The organism is Hymenobacter sp. BT188, assembly GCF_014333585.1.
GTDB lineage: Bacteria > Bacteroidota > Bacteroidia > Cytophagales > Hymenobacteraceae > Hymenobacter.
Genome location: NZ_JACSCW010000005.1, coordinates 387,485 through 404,989, shown reverse-complemented (window position 1 = coordinate 404,989; position 17,505 = coordinate 387,485). Strand labels below are relative to the sequence as shown.

The following is a 17,505-nucleotide window of genomic DNA, read 5'->3' as shown; positions in this document are numbered from 1 at the left end:
GACCTAAAGTATATAAATGTATTACATTTTTTAATTATTTTGATTTTATTTAATAATAAACTTAGGCGCCGAGAAAATTATGGTTGGTGAAATTTGATACAGGTCACTTTGCCGGATCCGCGCATGAAAAGTAACACTTGGATAATCTACTCATTTTACCCATCGTCAATTGTGCTACGTACAGAACTTTTCTATCCTGTTTCGATCTTGCCTCCAACTCATTACTATGCTCCTCCCTCCCAGAAAGTAGAGTTAAGGGTATTATTTTATTCTATGAACATCTTCGTCGTCAACTACAGTAATAGTCCCATCAAATGTCAACTGTTTCGCTAGCCCGTCGAACGCATTGATCTGAGAAATGCAAGCCGCAGATCTATAAATCATCAATCATATCCCCAAGATCACTCACGCCTAAGGTGAATTGTATAATAATTATGCCCAAGATTATTTTTATAACTCCAGGAATATAAAAACCAGTTTTTTCCTTGAGAAAAGCATTGACCGGAGGAAAATATATTAATGATAGAAACAGGTAAACAATCCCCGGAACGGGGTGCACTAAGAATACATTTGCTACGCCAATAGCAAAAACAATTATACCAAATACCCAACCGATAATACTTGATGGGGTGGTTTTCCTTTGCATTGCATTTTCTTTCATGGTCCTTGTGGATGTTTTGAGAAACAGCCAAGTAACAGATTTAAACAATTAGTTTTCAACTCTCTACATTTGCCGCAAGGGCATTGCTCAAGGATTAGAAAGATGCCATCATCAGGTCAATCTTATCAAAGAGTTCACCCACACCTAACGATGCCCAAAGAATAAAGAAGCCCAAGAGCCATTTTACTATTCTAGGAATTGCAAACCCAGCTTTTGCCTTAATGAAGGCGTTCACTGGAGGAAAAAAAGCAAGAGATAATGCGATGATAAAGAGTCCGAATCCGGGATCATTGCCCCAAAAGGTATTCACGATGCCGATGGCCAAAGCCAGCAGGCCAAACAGCCAGCCTATTAAACTTGAAATAGGTGTCGAAGCATTTGAAGTAGCATTCATGACAGTTTTCTTTTTAAATGAAAGTGAAAATTAAAAATAAAATGGGTTATTATTAATTTTGAGGGCCGCTCAACTATTTAAATAAATCCAAAACTGCAGAAACAGCAAATCAAACCTAAGGCTTTCCAATATTATCTTTTGCAGCCTTATCATATGCAGCTAAACAAGTATCCAGCGGTTGGCAGTTGTTGTGAATACAATCACAGAACTCGTAGCATGCTCTAGATTTATCACTGTCTTTACATTGCTTCCTACAATCTATTAAACTATTGGCGGGCATAATTTCGCAAGCAGCTGTAAATAGCAATGTAGCAACAAGCATGAATAACATTTTTTTCATTCTCCTTTCTGTATTTATAATAATTTCTTTTCTTATTATTAGCTTATCAGATCTGTTTGTTTATTGAACGGAAGGATAAATTTTAATTTGTCATAGTCCCAGCAAAGCAGGTATAAATTAGCCAGTACCATTAAAGGGGCAGTCACCCACGATCCTACAAAACGCACTGCAAACGTCAGGATACAAATGTTTAAAATGATGGGGAAATAAAGGACTGCACCTAAGGTTGCGGTGCGCGGAATCAGCAATAAACAGGCTGCCGTTACCTGCACCACTCCCACGAACGTGTAGTAAAACCCAGTGCGATGAAATGCCTCCAGATAATGACCCATTGGATGACAAATGGGCAAATCGGTGAACCGCTCACCCACAATTTTAACGTAACCTGAAGGCAAAAAACCCATAGCCAAAACTATCCGAGTGAAAACGGTGAAATCCCGGAGCCATCTAGTTTGCCTTACCCTACTATGAAGACGATCAAGTGCGGAAGAGATACTCATGGTTTTTCAGTTAAAAGCTTCTACACCCTTTAGGAACAGGCTGTTAGGTTAGCCATTGACGCAATTGCTCTGAGGTTTTTTCCGATGATCCTTTCCTTATATCGAACGACAATTCAAAAGTACTTTGTTTTTCAAAGTTACCAAACAAAAAGGAGATTATTAATTCATACTTTATCTATCTAACTCATTACAAGTAGTTTAAAAACAATTCATCGAATCCAGCTGCCTTCTATTGGCGGGCGAAGGCTCATGAGTTGAGGCCTTGGTCGAATGGTAAAGCGAGTGCTTTATCGGCTTAGATAAGTTTAGGCGATGACTTCAGGGAATTCAAGTGAACTAGAAGTGGGGGCCAGTACGTAAGCGACTTCTATGTACTTATTCGTCATCAATTCCGGCAGCAGCTCTATTAAGTATCAACTCTTCCGCTGGCCCGCCGAGCAGCCCGTGTGCAGCGGTCTGGTGGAGCGCATCGGCCTGCCCGATGCCAGTATCACCCACAACGTTTTCACCAGCGACGCCGGGGCTGTTATCCAGCGCAGCCTGCCCCTGCCCGACCACGAGGCTGGGTTGCGGGAAGTTGTCGGCTTGCTCACCGACCCAACAGAAGGCGTACTCCGCGACCCACAGGAAATTGAAGTGGTGGGGCATCGGGTGGTGCACGGCGGCGAGGCTTTCGCTGCTACGGCGCTCATTACCCCGGCAGTGAAGGCTGAAATCAAGCGACTATTCTCCCTGGCTCCCTTACACAATCCGGCCAATTATCTGGGTATTGAGGTGGCCGAAAACCTGTTTCCTCAGGCCCAGCAAGTAGCGGTGTTTGATACGGCTTTTCACCAAACTTTGCCCCCCAGAGCCTTCCGTTACGCGCTGCCTACGTCATTCTACACCGAGTTCGGCATTCGGGCCTATGGCTTTCATGGCACCAGCCACCAGTATGTGGCCGCCCAGGCCGCTACTTACCTGGGCAACCCGGCAGCCAAGATCATCACCATTCACTTGGGCAATGGCTGTAGCATGGCAGCCGTGCTGGGGGGCAAATCGGTGGATACCAGCATGGGTTTTGGGCCGCTCAGTGGCCTGGTGATGGGTACGCGCTCCGGCGACCTTGATCCGTCGATTATTTTCCATCTGATAAATGAGCGGGGCTATGAGCCGGCTCAGGTGCAAAACCTGCTCAACAAAAACAGTGGTATGCTGGGCCTTACTGGCTTCAGCGACATGCGCGACATTACCAAAGCCCTGCTAGCTGGCGACCCCACCGCCGCGCTGGCCTACGACCTTTATGCTTACCGCATTCAGAAGTACATTGGGGCGTACGCTGCCGTGCTCAACGGCCTCGACGCTGTGGTATTCACGGCCGGTGTGGGCGAAAACGACGCCCGTATTCGCGCCTTGGTCTGCCGAAGCATGGAGTTCCTGGGCCTTCACCTTGATGACGGCCGCAACGAGAAATGGGCCAAGGAGCTACGCGAAATTAATCAGGCGGAAGCGCGGGTGAAGATTCTGGTGGTGCCCACCAATGAGGAGCTGGCCATTGCCCGGCAGTGTGTTGCTTTATTACAGTCAGTATAATTCGGCGCGCGGCCCAATAGGAAACTTATTGGCGCTGTGGCCTGTATGCCCAATGCCTGGAAGCCGGCCAACCTTAGCAAATCTGTTTGAGGCGGTATCACACTGGGGTAGAACCGTGCATTCGTTGTGCTGACTGTTTTTTCCTCTTACACTAAGCTTATGATGTTTTTTGAAGTCGCGCTACTTGCGCTTGGAACTACATTGTCAGCGGCTCCGCTCGGTGCCACCACTTCTGCTGGCACTTCCCCGGTAAGTGTAGTCGTGACCGACTTGCCTTCTACCAAGGCGACACTAAAGCTGTACTTCTACAACGTGAAGGAGAATTTTCTGAAGCGGGGCAACTATACCATGCTCAAGTATGTGAAGCCCGCGGGCAGCAAACAAATTACGCTGCCCATCGACTTGCCCAATGGCGAATGGGCTGTAGCCCTTACCCAAGACATGAACGAGAATGACTTGGTAGACCGCAACTTTCTGGGTATTCCTACCGAGCCGTATGCCTTCTCGAATAACGTGTGGCCTACTATGAGGGCTCCCGAGTTCGACGAGTGTAAATTCAAAGTGAATGGCGCCAAAGTTGTGACCATTTCAATGAAAAAATAACAGCTTGCATCTACATAAAAAAGGCCGGCCCCACGCTGATTCGTCAGTGTGGGGCCGGCCTTTTTTATGTAGATGCAAGTTTAAAGTTCAGCCTGCTGATTAGCGGCCAAAATCATCCTGCACGCGCACAATGTCGTCTTCATCAGAGGGCTGGGTGGCGTCGGTGTGCTGCCAGATTTCCGCCAGTACGCCCCAATCGTCAAGGCCGACTAACCGATGACGCTCGCCCTGTTTTAAGGTAATTAGCTGGCCCACGGCGTAGGTTTTTACTTCACCCTCCTCATCGGTAGAGCTTGTTACGACACCTACGGGGCCTTGCAGCACTTTCCAAACCTCGGCGCGGCGGTGGTGGTATTGCCACGACAGCCGCTTTTGGGGCGCTACAATCAGAATCTTGGGGCTCAGCTTGCCCGAAATGCGTAGGTCTTCTACGGCCATTCCATCAAAATAAGCATCGGCAAAGGGCTGGGCTTGGTCTTCATTGATGACAAAAAAGCCCCCCCATGGGCGCGATTGATCTTGCTTGTCGATGGTAAATCCCTGCGCCTGAAGCTGTTGCTCAGTCTGCTGAAACAAGGCCTGCTTTTGAGATTCTGTATGCATTGGAGAAATAAGTAAGAGACAAGAATACGGGAACTATGCCTGACTTCAAATAATATACCGCTTACCCTACCAGGGGCAACGCCCTTTATGCCTTGTGCTGCCCGTCAGGATTTGAGGCCAGATCCAGTGGAATATCTATATAGAAAGTACTGCCTTTGCCTTCTTCGCTTTCAAACCAGATATGGCCCCGGTGCAGCCCCACAATAGTTTTGATGATAGACATCCCCAAACCCGTGGTCTTTTCGCCGCGCAGACCGGGCCGGCGGGCTTTGGTAAAACGATCAAACAAGCCGGCCTGCAAGGCCTTCGGAATGCCGATACCGTCGTCGGCTACGGTGAAGCGTACGGTTGTGGGCTCTTGTGCCACGGTCACGGTGATATGGCCACCATCGGGCGTAAACTTGACGGCGTTCGACAGCAAGTTGTTGAGCACCTGCATAAACTTATTGACGTCCAGGCTTATATAAATAGGCTCTTGGGGGGCAATTAGCTGGAAATGCTTATCCACCAGCGACTCCGATTGCTCGTAGCTTTCCATCATCTGCTGCACGCGCTCCACCATATCCACACGCTCCGTTTTCAGCTCCACGTTGGCGGAGTCCAGAAACTCCTGATCCACAAAATCGCGGATGAGATTTACGCTCTCCTTGCAGGTGGTCTGCATGATGCTTATCATCTCATTGAGTCTCTCATTCTGCAAGGAGCTAACTTGCTCGCCCATGTATTCGGCCAGCTGCTGTAGCATGATAAACGGCCCCGCCAAATCGTGCGAGAGAATTTCCAAGGTGGCGTTTTTCTTGGCGTTGAACTTATCAGCGTTGGCTATATACTCCTTCTGGCTGGTAATCACTTCTAAAAAGCCCCCCAGCAACTCTTTTTCAGCCCCGGTTTGCTGGCGGTAAGGTTTCAGCTGCAGCCATTGCTCCGCGCCATCAGGATCCAGCAGGTTGCCATCAGGATCCAGCAGGCGGAACTCAATTTCCTTTTCTTCCAGCCTGCCACGCTGCCAGCGCCGCCAGCAATTAGCTAAGTAAGGGCGGTCATCGGGGTGCAGGCGCGCAATGAGTTGGTGCAGCTCCTGGTTCACCTGATTACGGTTGCCGCCCATTATATGCTCATAGGCCTCGTTCACGAATACTACTTCGTTTGCAGCAGGGTCATACACGAAGAAGACCTGGTTAAGATTCTCCACGAAGTCTTGAAAGAAGGGCACAGGATCAAGCATAGGAGGCATAACAGGAAGAGTTCGTGGCGCTAACTTATACGGCGAGCACCTCTTTGGTTGTTACTCATATAAGAGCAGCCGAAGGTAGCCAGAAGGTAAGGCTTGCGAAGTGCAGGGCCAAAAGTACGCTACCTCACACTTGTAAGGCTCCGGGGGCAAATTAGCGCAGCGCAACCGGGCTATATAGCTGGAGTTGCTAGCACTTTTACACTGCCTAACGGTAGTAAAAGCAACTACTTATAATTTAATCATTCCGATATGAATTTTACCTTTTTCAATACAAAAACTTGACTTCCTCCTATAAGCTCTATACATTCAGCTACTTATATACTTCAAGTACCCGCGCTACTACCTATCCACCTTTTGCTACACCATTTCATTTTTACTCATGAATTGACCTAGCAATCTATATGACTATGCCCGCAGGGGATGTATTAGTTGCTGCCCCATCCACGCTACACCGCTTAGGCCTGACTGCTATGTTGCGCGAAACATGGCCGACCCTGCGCATTTGTATCCTCCCCGACCCCGACCAGCTTCTGGCTCTGCTGGCACAGCAGCGCTTCACGCTGGTTATTGTCGATGCCATGGCTGCCGACTCCAGCTTGCTGCCCCAGTTGCTGCAGCTGCACGGCGCCCACAGCCAGCAGCAACTAGTGCTCCTCACTAGGCGGCACCTACCCAGTACTACTTGCCACCTGCTGGCGCAAATGGGCTACACTTTACTTCCACGCCGCGCTACACCCACGGAATTGATAAAGTGCGTAGGCGGCCTAATTCGCCCGGATGATTCTATTGGCTGCGCCACCCGACCTGCCCGCCGAAGCGCGCCGCCTACACCTTTCAGCCGCCGCGAGCTGGAGGTATTACGGCTGGTAATTGCCGACCACTGCAACCAGGAAATTGCCGACCGCCTGTTTCTGAGCGTGCGCACGGTGGAAAGCCACCGCCGGGCTTTACTGCAAAAAACGGGGGCCAAAACACTGGTAGGGCTGGTAGTACAGGCGATGCGGGAGGGCTGGGTGGCGGCGTAGAGGCCAGTGGCACTAATGTAGTGCTTGTAGTAAGCTTATATGTAGTCAGAAAGTAAAAGGTAGCTGCCCGCTAAACTCAAAGAAGCCTTAGCTACATGTGTAGCTAAGGCTTCTTTGAATAATTAAGTATGGCAATTACCTACCCCAGCTTCTTGTACCGTACACGCTTGGGCTCCACATCACCCAGACGCTTCTTCTTGGCTTCCTCATAATCCGAGAAGTTTCCCTCAAACCAGACCACTTCCGAGTTGCCCTCAAAAGCCAGAATGTGCGTAGCCAAGCGGTCGAGGAACCAGCGGTCGTGGCTGATGATAACGGCGCAACCGGCGAAGTTCTCCAGCGCGTCTTCCAGCGCCCGGATGGCGTTTACGTCCAAGTCGTTAGTGGGCTCATCGAGCAGCAGCAAATTTGCCCCCTGCTTCAGCGTTGTGGCCAGATGCACGCGGTTGCGCTCTCCACCGGAGAGGTTACCAACTTTCTTTTCCTGGTCGCCGCCGCGGAAGTTAAAGTTGCTCACATAGGCACGGGCATTCACCGGCCGTCCCGCCAGCAGCATGGTTTCGGTGCCGCCTGAAATCGTCTCGAACACGGACTTGTTGGGCTCCAGCGTGTCGTGCTGCTGATCCACGTAGGCAACCTGCACTGTGGGGCCAACCTCAAAGGTGCCGGCGTCGGCTTCCAGTTGGTTAGTAATGAGGCGGAATAAGGTGGATTTACCCGCTCCGTTCGGTCCGATAATGCCCACGATACCACCCTGAGGCAGAGCAAAGCTCAGGTTTTCAAATAATAGCTTGTCGCCGAAAGCTTTGGAGATGTTGTGGGCTTCAATTACCTGCCCGCCCAAACGAGGACCGTCGGGAATAAATAGCTCCAGCTTCTGCTCCTTTTCCTTCACATCAGCGCTTACCATCTTGTCGTAGCCAGCCACGCGGGCCTTGCTCTTAGCCTGCCGGGCTTTGGGCGACATACGCACCCACTCCAGCTCCCGCTGCAAGGTTTTCTGGCGCTTGCTCTCGGTTTTCTCTTCCTGAGCCAAGCGGTTCGACTTCTGCTCCAGCCATGAGGAGTAGTTGCCCTTCCACGGAATACCCTCACCGCGGTCCAGCTCCAGAATCCAGCCAGCTACGTTGTCGAGGAAGTAGCGGTCGTGGGTTACGGCAATCACGGTGCCTTTGTACTGCTGCAAGTGTTGCTCCAGCCACAGCACGCTCTCGGCGTCGAGGTGGTTGGTGGGCTCGTCCAGTAGCAGCACATCAGGTTCTTGCAGGAGCAGGCGGCAGAGGGCTACGCGGCGCTTTTCACCTCCCGAGAGGTTGCCCACGATGGCATCACCGTCGGGGGTGCGGAGGGCGTCCATGGCGCGCTCCAGCTTGCTGTCCAGGTTCCAGGCGTCCAGTTGGTCGAGGCGCTCCTGTACGATGCCCTGACGCTCGAGTAGCTTGTCGAAGTCGGCATCTTCGGCCCCGAAGGCCTCGTTTATCTCGTCGAATTCCTTGAGCAGCGCCACGGTTTCGGCCGCGCCTTCCTGCACCACTTCCATCACCGTTTTGGTGGGGTCGAGTTGGGGCTCCTGTTCTAAGTAGCCCACCGAGTAGCCCGGCGACCACACTACTTCGCCCTGAATCTGCTTATCGACGCCGGCAATTACTTTCAGCAGCGACGACTTACCTGAGCCGTTCAGACCGAGCACGCCGATTTTGGCGCCGTAGAAAAACGAGAGGTAAATATTCTTGAGAACCTGTTTCTGGGGCGGATACACTTTGCTCACGCCGGCCATTGAGAAGATGATCGTTTCGCTCATAGAGATTGGTGGGGGGCTTTTTTTAAAGTTTTTAGGCGACAAAACAAGCTGCCGCGACAGTCAGATTTCGTATAAAAAAGGCGGTCATGCAGAGCGGAGCGAAGCATCTCGCGTGTTTATCAGGATTACTAATTAAACACATCAGCACGCGGGATGCTTCGCTCCGCTCTGCATGACAGTCTGCTGGATAAGGGCTTAGATCAATTCGTCCGTTTCAACTTGGTTACCCACTCATAGCCTAACCTTGCGGCGTTGGCTTACGTTCGGTTCAGATAACCCTGGCTAACTCGGCGAACCGGCCAAAGGTAGGCAGCCTGCCCTAAGTTTCCGCCGTTTAAACCCAGGGTTTCACAGGCAGCGAATGTGCTTTCCATCCCGTAAACTTGTAGTCAGCTAATACCGTTCTTTACCCTTCCGATCCCACCACCTAGCCGCTTTCGCGTTATTATTATCATTAGTATGGAACCACAAGATCACCTGCTGGCCGAAGCCCGGCGCTACGGCTACGTCGAGGGCGACCAAGTGTGGCTACGCTCGTTTATGGATTTGCCGGCCCGTCAGGTTGGGCAGGTTAAAGAATCCGAGGAGGCCTCGCTTCAGTACTTTGCTCAGCGTTTCGAGAGCTTTCGGGCCAAGGTAGAAGACTTACTGGCTAAGATCGAAGAATCGGAGAACAAGGGTTCTTTTCTGATGAAAGCCCTGCACCTGAAGGAGCAAATGGCCTCCTACGATGCTCTGGGCGATTTTGAGGCCCTGCACCACCGCCTCACCGAAGCTGAAGAAGGCATTAAAGTAACAGTAGCCCGCAACCGCGAGAAGAACCTGAACACCAAGATTACGCTGATTCAGGAGGCTGAGGCTCTGCGCGACAGCATCGACTGGCAGACGGCCGGCGAAAAGCTTCAGGAGCTGCGCCAAGCCTGGATAAAGACTGGCCCCGTAGAAAAGCACCTCACCGAAGAGCTGGAAAACCGCTTCCGCGAAGCAGTAGATCAGTTTTTTGTACGCAAAAAGGAGTTCCTGGCCGATAAAAAGGCTATGTCGAATCGGGTGGTAGACAAGTACCGCGACCTGATCCGCAAGTCGGAAGCCATCCAAAACTCGGAAGACTACGAAGAAACCACCCGCCAACTCAAGCAACTACAGCAGGACTGGAAAGAGGTGGGCGGCTCTTTGCCCCGCAAACAAGCTAATGAATTGTGGACGCGCTTTCGGGCTGCTCACAACCACTTTTTCGACCGCCTGAAAGAGCACATCAGCACGAAGCGAGTGGATGCCAAAGACGGCTACATGGATGACAACCTGAGCCGCAAGCGCGCACTGGTAGCCGAGGCTGAAGCCCTGCTTAATCAGCCAATGTCGGCGGCCGTGGCGCGCGCCAAGGAACTGCAGGCTGCCTGGAAAAAGGTGGGCCCCGTACGCGGCGAAGAATCTGACCGCGTATGGGAACAGTTCATCATGGCCTGCGACAAAGTATTTGAGATGAGCGCATTGGAGCACTTTATCCGCAAGCGTCAGCCTAATGCACCAGAAACCGGCTCACCCGAAGACAAAATAAACGCTCGCGTGCAGGCCCTCCGCGACTTTATCAAGTACGATAAGCAGGAACAGGAAGTGCTACAGGAAAACCTGGGCAAGCTCAGCGACTCTCCCGGCAACGAAACTTTCCGCAATATGCTGGAAGGAAAAATCCGGGGATTCGAGCGAAAAATCCGCACAAAAACCGATCTTATTGAGCTGTTACGCCAGCGCTTACCTGCTTAGGCTGAACCTTACAGCACTTTTTACGTTGTCGGGAAGCAAACGCCGTTGCGCCGCTTTGGCAGGCGTTTTCAGCCGGCCGGGTTTTTGCTCATCGGCATATCACAACTTTACATTTGCCCACTTTTTTTGTAGCACACCATTATGTATTGGACTCTGGAACTTGCTTCCTATCTGGAAGATGCCCCCTGGCCCGCCACCAAGGATGAACTGATTGATTACTCCATCCGCTCGGGTGCCCCGATGGAAGTGGTGGAAAACCTGCAGGCATTGGAGGATGACGGCCAACCCTACGAGAACATCGAAGAAGTTTGGCCGGACTACCCGACCAAGGAAGACTTCATGTTCAATGAAGACGAGTACTAAGAAAGAAGCCAGGAGTTAGCAGCCGAAGTTAGAACGGATTGGATGAGTGGTATACCCGACAGTCAGTCTGCTCCGACCGCCAGCGCTCAACTCTCAACTCCTTTAACAATACAGAATCTGGTTGCGGGGTATGAACAGCGCGTTCTGCTCCGCAACCTTTTTTTGTGCGTGCCCACACCGGCATTTGTAGCCATTGTGGGGCATAATGGCTGCGGCAAAAGCACACTTTTCAGAGCGCTTACCGGCCGCATACCTTACCAGGGCAGCGTGCAGGTATTTGGCCACGACCTACGCACCGAGCGCCAACCAGCGGCTAGTGGTTTGTTGGCCCATCTGCCCCAGCGCAATACTGTCAGCTTCCCTATTGAAGTGCGTGAACTGGTCGTGATGGGCCGCTTCCGCCACCAGCGTTTTCTGAGTGTTTATGGGCCCACTGATTACGCCCAGGCTGATGAAGCCCTGGCCCGCGTGGGTGCCGCTCACCTCGCTCACCGCGACTTTACTTTGCTATCTGGCGGTGAGCAGCAGCTGGTGTGGCTAGCGCAACTCGCGCTGCAAGACGCTCAGCTTTACCTCCTCGACGAGCCCACCCAACAGCTCGACGTGTATTACCGCCGCCGCGTGTTCGATCTGCTGCAAAGCTGGGTATTAGAGGCGGGCAAAACCGTACTCTGCATCACCCACGACCTCGACAATTTGCCCCCCATGACGGGCTACTTACTCAATTTGTCGCTTCCGAAGCCAGAATTGGAATTATTGACCCCTGAGAGCGTGCGGGGGGCAAAAGCGTATCTGGAAAGTGAGGAAAGCCTGCGGATTGAGCGTATTTCTTAAGCTTGCACCTACTCTCTTCGTTTCCCTGGCTTGCCTCGTAACACCTGCCCGATAGAACGCATAAATGGCCACGGCGTCACCGAGTTCATCACCTGAAAGTTCTCGACCCAGGAAGTGCGCTCATCTAAGAAGTCAAAGATGCGCTCCACTGGATTATGCTGGAATAATTCGGTGAAAATATCGCGGGTGGTTTCGCCGCGGCGCTGCATGATATCGAGCAGCAAGGTATCGAAGAGGCGAAATTGCCACCGGTCGCCAGTAAGGTCGGACGGTGGGGTGCCGGTAGTAGCCAGCGCTTCCACTATGCGGGCCGTATGCGCCTGAATGCGTTTGAAAGCGTAGCCCGTACTTGGCTTAGCCCGCCCAGCGCGCGTCCCCAGATTGATAATATTTGCCCCCCGACGGGCGGGTAGCGGATGATCGGTCATGGGAATAGCGCCTACCTCTTCCGCCTCTATTCGGTAGTTTTTTAAGCTGAGCGTGATAGTGAGATAATCATGCATAGCGGCTTCGTAGGCAGCTTTGGGCAGTAGCTCCCCTGAAAACAGTGTGTACTCTACCAATGCCCGACGCGGGCTGAAAGGCAGCACATACATAAAGCGCGGCTCATGGTATTGTGGCCCCCGAAAATCCATAAATTCCACAGTTTCCGGATCGAACACATCCTGCTCGGTTTCTACCTCCCAGCCCACAAAATGTTGGAGCAGATAGCGGTGCTTCTCCGGTTGCTTATCAATAACCGGCGGCCGACTATCAAAAGCGTATCTAGCCGTAAATTCCCCAGCCGATGTATGCGCTACCACACCGCTGGGGGGCAAATTTTCGAGGTTATCAACAGTAGCACGGACTAAAGTGAACTGTGGGGTGTTGGCCAGAGCGGCATGTACGAACTGGTAGAAATCCAGCCCCCGAATCATCTTGTAACGGTGGCGACTAAGCGGGAAAACTTGCTCGAAGTCCGGACTACGAAAGGCTAACTGCTGCCACTCGTGGGCGACAATGCTATCAAACGGCGACGGCGCATCTGACCAGAATGACCATGTGCGGTCGTTTTGGTCTTTGGCAGCCGGCTCCAACAGCAGTACTCGCTTGTTGCGCAGGCGTGGCTCCTGGGCCAGCGCATACGCCAGACTCAGGCCGGCGGCCCCACCACCCACTATCAAATAGTCGAAATCAGTTTGCACAAACACAAAAAACCGGCGACGGAAGCATTTCCGTCGCCGGTTCAAATAACGGCTTAATACCTGAGCTTGTTTCTGAATTAGAAGTTTGGCGAGAGCAGGTACTTGGAGTAGAAATCGTCGATGATTTTGACGGCCGAAGCGGCATCATCCACGATTTGCACCAACTGCATATCCTCAGCAGAGATATTGCGCTCCTCGTACAGCATCACTTCCTCAATCCACTTGAACATACCTTCCCAATAGCGAGACCCAACCAGCACGATAGGGAAACGGCCAATCTTCTTGGTTTGAATCAGCGTGATAGCCTCAAATAGCTCATCTAGTGTGCCAAAGCCGCCGGGCATACCGATGAAGCCCTGCGCGTACTTCACGAACATCACCTTCCGTACGAAGAAGTAATCGAAGTTGATGATCTTATCGGGGTCGATATAGATGTTGTGAAATTGCTCGAAGGGCAACTCAATGTTGAGACCTACCGAACGGCCGCCTTCAGAGCGAGCCCCTTTGTTGCCGGCTTCCATGATACCAGGTCCACCGCCCGTAATTACGCCGTAGCCATGGCGCACGAGCTTGGCCGCAATCTCCTCAGCTACTTGATAGTAAGGATTGTCTGGCTTGGTGCGAGCTGAACCAAAAATCGACACGCAGGGGCCAATTTTGCTCATCTTCTCGAAGCCTTCCACGAATTCGGCCATCACCTTGAAGATCTGCCAGGAGTCGGCAATCTTAATCTCGTTCCAGTCCTTGTCCACGAACGCGCGCCGGATGCGCTGCTCATCATCGAGCTGCAGGGTGCGCTGCCCGCTGGTTTGCTCCCGAATTTCGCTGATGGAAGTTACCTTGTTGTCGTTCACATTAGGCTGACTGATCGTCTGTCCACTACCTGCATTCAGGGTTTCGTCGTGGATTTTGGTCCGACTGGTTTTTTTAAGCTTAGTCATAGATACTGCACTTTTAAGCCCGCTTACGGGAATTAGCAAGCACTTTTCGGCGCCGCGAGCCTGTTTTTAAAGAAAAAGAAAGATAATTAGAAGCCTAGCGACCAAAACGCGCAATTGCCCTCCTCCCAAAACCGGGGCGTGCAAGATAAGGCTTTGGCTCTGTTGTGCAAGACAAGGAGCTTACTTACTCCACCTGTTTTACTTCGAGCGGATGGCAATAACCGGATCAAGGTTGGATGCCAAGACCGCTGGAATAATACCTGCCAGAATACCGATGACCACCGATACGGTGAGCCCCAGCGTTACGTTGCCAGCCGAAAGAAACAAAGGCAACGAATCCTGGGGTATCAACGTGATCAGAAAGACTAGGAAAATGCCGGCCGCGCCACCAATCAGACACAGGAAGATAGCTTCGAACAGAAACTGAAACAGGATAAAGTAGTTTTTGGCCCCCAACGACTTCTGAATACCAATAATGTTGGTGCGCTCCTTCACCGATACAAACATGATGTTGGCAATACCAAAGCCCCCCACCAGCATAGCAAAGCTGCCAATAACGGCGCCAGCTACTCCAATTACCGAAAACAGCTTGGAGATAAGCTCACCGAACATCTCGGGTCGGTTGAGGGCAAAGTTGTCTTCCTCGCGCGGCTTGAGGCCCCGTACGTTGCGCATCACACCTTGCAACTCCGATTCTAGATTAGCGAGGTTTTGATCGTCTTCGCGGCCTTTCACAATGATATTGGGCGATACGCCGCCCATGCTACTACCATTATTGACGGCAAAGATTTGGCTGAACATGCCGAAGGTAATCAGGCAGTTGGTATCATTACTGGGCGTGTCAATCAGCTTTTTACCTTCTTTTTTCATCACCCCAATCACGGTGAATTTGCGCCCACGAGCCGAGAACTCGCGCCCCAAGGCAGAGCTGCCACCAAAGAGATTTTCAGCGATGTCGGCCCCGATAATGGCTACGTTGCGGGCGAGGTCAATTTCCTGGGGGGTAAAATAGCGGCCTTCCGCAATGGGTACCTTTGAAACCTGCTGATATTCGTAGCTTACACCCTGCAAGTTACAGTCGGTAAGGCTGTTATTGCCGGCCTTCAACGTATTACCACCCGTATTAGCCATAATGGCCATTCCCATATGGCTATTGGGGTTCAGCATGCGCTGTATAGCGCGAAACTCGCGCTGGGTGGGCACAGGGCGGTTGAAATATTTCCACCAAGGCCGATTAGGTTCGAACTTCCAGGGCCACTTACCAACGTAAACCACTTTCTCACCCAGAAAATCCATGCTCTGCCGGATATTCGACTCCAGCGAATCGACGACGGTAAAAACGGCGATGATAGCAAAAATGCCTACCGTGACGCCCAGCAAAGAAAGAATAGTGCGCAGCAAATTGGATTTGAGAGCTTGCCACGCGAAGCGGAAGCTTTCCAGTGTCAGGCGCAAGGCGAGCATGGAGCGGGAGGTTAAGTAGCTAAATGGTTGGCTGACTGAACTAATACAGTTTCCACTGGGCAGTAGTTCAGCTATCAGTAAAGGAACAAGTTAGCAGTTTAATCTGCCACTATTACAACTAGTTAGCTGTTCATTCATTTAAGCATTCTATGCTGATTCCGGGCGAAAAATAACGATTAATCCGGCCATTCTACGTACTTTTGCCCCCTGAAATTTTTGTTAGCTTCCCCCCCTATTGCCCATATCCGACCATGAAACTGTCCGAGTTTAAATTTGACCTGCCCGAGAACCTGCTGGCGCAGCACCCGGCCAAAAACCGCGACGAGTCGCGCTTGATGGTAGTACACCGCGATACTGGCAAAATCGAACACCGTATTTTCAAAGACATTATTGAGTATTTCAATGATGGCGACGTATTCGTGATGAATGACACGAAGGTGTTTCCGGCGCGGCTATATGGCAATAAAGAAAAGACGGGAGCAAAAATTGAAGTGTTTTTGCTGCGCGAACTGAATAAAGAAAGCCACCTGTGGGACGTGCTGGTTGATCCGGCCCGTAAAATCCGGGTGGGCAACAAATTGTACTTCGGCGAAAGCGACATGGTGGCCGAGGTTATTGACAACACCACATCTCGGGGCCGTACCATCAAATTTTTGTTTGATGGTCCTGACGAGGAGTTTTACAAAGCTCTGCACGACTTAGGTGAAACGCCGCTGCCCCGCGAGGCCATCACCCGCGATGCCGAGCCAGCCGACAAAGAGCGCTATCAGACCATTTATGCCAAGCACATTGGTGCCGTGGCCGCTCCTTCGGCGGGCCTGCACTTTACTCGCGAGGTACTGAAGCGTCTGGAAATCAAAGGTGTGGAAACCACTGCCGTCACGCTGCACGTTGGTTTGGGCACTTTCCGTCCGGTGGATGTGGAAGACCTGACTAAGCACAAGATGGACTCTGAGAACTTCATCGTTCCTGCGGAGGCGGCCATTATCGTAAATAAGGCGCTGGATGCCAAAAAGCGTGTGTGCTCGGTGGGTACTACTACCATGCGGGCCCTGGAGTCATCCGTATCGGCGCACAATCGTCTGAAAGCCAACCAAGGCTGGACCGACCGGTTTATTTTCCCTCCGTACGAGTTTAAAATCGCTAATACCCTGCTCACCAACTTCCATACCCCGGAGAGCACGCTGATGATGATGACGGCCGCCTTTGCTGGCTACGATCTGTTGGCGGAAGCCTACAAAGTAGCTATCAAAGAGAAGTACCGCTTCTTCAGCTACGGCGACGCCATGTTGATTCTGTAAACCAGAAGTCAAAAGTTAGATACCATCTTTCTTCGTCTTCACCAAAAAGCCCGGTTACCTTTGATGGCCGGGCTTTTTGATGCTCGTTATACTCCTTTTTCACTCTCGTAGCTGTTGCTCATGTCGTCTCCTAATCGGTTTGCTATACTTGTGGCTGGCGGCAGCGGCACGCGCATGGGCGCTGGTCAGCCGAAGCAATTTCTGGAGTTGCTTGGGGAGCCGGTGCTGCTGCATACGCTACGCCGCTTCGCCGAAACCAGCCTAGGGGTGCAGCAATTTGTGGTGGTTTTGCCCCCCGATCAGTTTGATACGTGGCACCACCTCTGTACCCGACATCAGGTTTCAATTCCGCATGCGGTAGTGGGTGGGGGGCATTCTCGATGGGCATCCGTACGCAATGGCCTGAAGCACCTGGCTACCTACACCGAAGGCATTGTAGCGGTGCATGATGGTGTGCGGCCGCTAGTGTCGGCGGCAGTTATTGAGAACACGTATGCGGCCGCTGCTGAGCACGGCGCGGCTATAGCCGCCGTGGCACCCAAAGACTCAGTGCGCGGCTTATCCAAAGAAGGTTCCTATGCGATGGACCGTTCCCGCTTGCGCTTAGTTCAGACACCTCAATGCTTTAATTTGGAGCTCCTGCGGCGGGCTTATCGGTTGCCGGAGTTGCCTACTTTCACCGATGACGCGAGCGTAGTGGAAGACTTACATCCCATTCACTTGGTAGAAGGCGACTATCGCAACCTCAAGATCACGACGCCGGAAGATATGCTGCTGGCCGAAGCAATTCTGCGTAGTCGGTAGCCGATTGCGGCACTGTAGCCTAAGGCATCATCCGAACGCCAACTTTCTCTTGTAATTTGCCCCCCAGGCGACGCAAGGACTACCCCACTCGGAGCCGCTTTCTACCTTTCACTGATT

Annotated in this window: 17 protein-coding genes; 8 read left to right on the top strand and 9 right to left on the bottom strand. The window is 51.8% G+C overall.

Translation table 11 applies throughout. The annotated features are described in order from the left end of the window. Window positions 1-373: 373 nt before the first annotated feature. From H8B13_RS16570 to H8B13_RS21320, 3 genes are all read right to left on the bottom strand, one after another. A complete protein-coding gene (locus tag H8B13_RS16570) occupies window positions 374-661 on the bottom strand; it encodes a hypothetical protein (protein WP_261990417.1) in 288 nt (95 codons plus the stop codon). A 94-nt stretch (window positions 662-755) separates the two neighbouring features. Then, window positions 756-1,055: a hypothetical protein gene (locus tag H8B13_RS16565; protein ID WP_187311913.1), complete on the bottom strand. Its 300-nt coding sequence runs from the start codon at window positions 1,053-1,055 to the stop codon at window positions 756-758. A gap of 378 nt (window positions 1,056-1,433) precedes the next feature. Next, window positions 1,434-1,895: a hypothetical protein gene (locus H8B13_RS21320; RefSeq protein WP_261990416.1), complete on the bottom strand. Its 462-nt coding sequence runs from the start codon at window positions 1,893-1,895 to the stop codon at window positions 1,434-1,436. Between the two features lie 369 nt (window positions 1,896-2,264). Between H8B13_RS21320 and H8B13_RS16555 the strand changes: the two genes are divergently transcribed. Both H8B13_RS16555 and H8B13_RS16550 read left to right on the top strand, forming a co-directional pair. Further along, a complete protein-coding gene (locus tag H8B13_RS16555; protein WP_187311912.1) occupies window positions 2,265-3,467 on the top strand; it encodes an acetate/propionate family kinase in 1,203 nt (400 codons plus the stop codon). 159 nt (window positions 3,468-3,626) lie between these two features. After that, window positions 3,627-4,070, top strand: a complete 444-nt coding sequence (locus tag H8B13_RS16550; protein WP_187311911.1) for a DUF2141 domain-containing protein — start codon at window positions 3,627-3,629, stop codon at window positions 4,068-4,070. A 99-nt stretch (window positions 4,071-4,169) separates the two neighbouring features. Here H8B13_RS16550 and H8B13_RS16545 read toward each other — a convergent pair whose 3' ends face one another. Next, window positions 4,170-4,673 (bottom strand): phosphoheptose isomerase, encoded by a 504-nt coding sequence (locus H8B13_RS16545; RefSeq protein WP_187311910.1) that lies wholly within the window; start codon window positions 4,671-4,673, stop codon window positions 4,170-4,172. Between the two features lie 85 nt (window positions 4,674-4,758). Further along, window positions 4,759-5,907 (bottom strand): PAS domain-containing sensor histidine kinase, encoded by a 1,149-nt coding sequence (locus H8B13_RS16540; RefSeq protein ID WP_187311909.1) that lies wholly within the window; start codon window positions 5,905-5,907, stop codon window positions 4,759-4,761. A 401-nt stretch (window positions 5,908-6,308) separates the two neighbouring features. Here H8B13_RS16540 and H8B13_RS16535 point away from each other — a divergent pair, with 401 nt between their 5' ends. Then, the gene (locus H8B13_RS16535; protein WP_187311908.1) at window positions 6,309-6,932 is read left to right on the top strand and encodes a helix-turn-helix transcriptional regulator; all 624 of its coding nucleotides are present in this window, start codon (window positions 6,309-6,311) and stop codon (window positions 6,930-6,932) included. 139 nt (window positions 6,933-7,071) lie between these two features. Here the strand turns inward: H8B13_RS16535 and ettA are convergent, their stop codons facing one another. Further along, window positions 7,072-8,733, bottom strand: a complete 1,662-nt coding sequence (ettA, locus tag H8B13_RS16530; protein WP_187311907.1) for an energy-dependent translational throttle protein EttA — start codon at window positions 8,731-8,733, stop codon at window positions 7,072-7,074. 459 nt (window positions 8,734-9,192) lie between these two features. Between ettA and H8B13_RS16525 the strand changes: the two genes are divergently transcribed. The 3 genes from H8B13_RS16525 (at window position 9,193) to H8B13_RS16515 (ending at window position 11,694) form a co-directional block, all read left to right on the top strand. Next, window positions 9,193-10,497, top strand: coding sequence for a DUF349 domain-containing protein (locus tag H8B13_RS16525; protein WP_187311906.1), 1,305 nt, complete (start codon window positions 9,193-9,195; stop codon window positions 10,495-10,497). Between the two features lie 141 nt (window positions 10,498-10,638). Then, window positions 10,639-10,860: a DUF2795 domain-containing protein gene (locus tag H8B13_RS16520; RefSeq protein ID WP_019948259.1), complete on the top strand. Its 222-nt coding sequence runs from the start codon at window positions 10,639-10,641 to the stop codon at window positions 10,858-10,860. A gap of 51 nt (window positions 10,861-10,911) precedes the next feature. Continuing rightward, on the top strand, window positions 10,912-11,694 hold the full coding sequence (locus H8B13_RS16515; RefSeq protein WP_410054437.1) for an ABC transporter ATP-binding protein: 783 nt from the start codon (window positions 10,912-10,914) through the stop codon (window positions 11,692-11,694). 8 nt (window positions 11,695-11,702) lie between these two features. Here the strand turns inward: H8B13_RS16515 and H8B13_RS16510 are convergent, their stop codons facing one another. The 3 genes from H8B13_RS16510 to H8B13_RS16500 form a co-directional block, all read right to left on the bottom strand. Further along, the gene (locus H8B13_RS16510) at window positions 11,703-12,878 is read right to left on the bottom strand and encodes a lycopene cyclase family protein (protein ID WP_187311904.1); all 1,176 of its coding nucleotides are present in this window, start codon (window positions 12,876-12,878) and stop codon (window positions 11,703-11,705) included. Window positions 12,879-12,955: 77 nt separating this feature from the next. After that, entirely contained in the window at window positions 12,956-13,819 is an 864-nt protein-coding gene (locus H8B13_RS16505) for a TIGR00730 family Rossman fold protein (protein WP_187311903.1), read from the bottom strand. Window positions 13,820-14,017: 198 nt separating this feature from the next. Continuing rightward, window positions 14,018-15,283, bottom strand: a complete 1,266-nt coding sequence (locus H8B13_RS16500; protein ID WP_187311902.1) for an ABC transporter permease — start codon at window positions 15,281-15,283, stop codon at window positions 14,018-14,020. A gap of 251 nt (window positions 15,284-15,534) precedes the next feature. On the opposite strand from H8B13_RS16500, the gene queA reads away from it, so the two are divergent. Both queA and H8B13_RS16490 read left to right on the top strand, forming a co-directional pair. Beyond that, on the top strand, window positions 15,535-16,584 hold the full coding sequence (gene queA, locus H8B13_RS16495) for a tRNA preQ1(34) S-adenosylmethionine ribosyltransferase-isomerase QueA (protein WP_133271294.1): 1,050 nt from the start codon (window positions 15,535-15,537) through the stop codon (window positions 16,582-16,584). 120 nt (window positions 16,585-16,704) lie between these two features. Continuing rightward, window positions 16,705-17,388, top strand: a complete 684-nt coding sequence (locus H8B13_RS16490) for a 2-C-methyl-D-erythritol 4-phosphate cytidylyltransferase (protein WP_187311901.1) — start codon at window positions 16,705-16,707, stop codon at window positions 17,386-17,388. The last annotated feature ends 117 nt before the right edge of the window (window positions 17,389-17,505 follow it).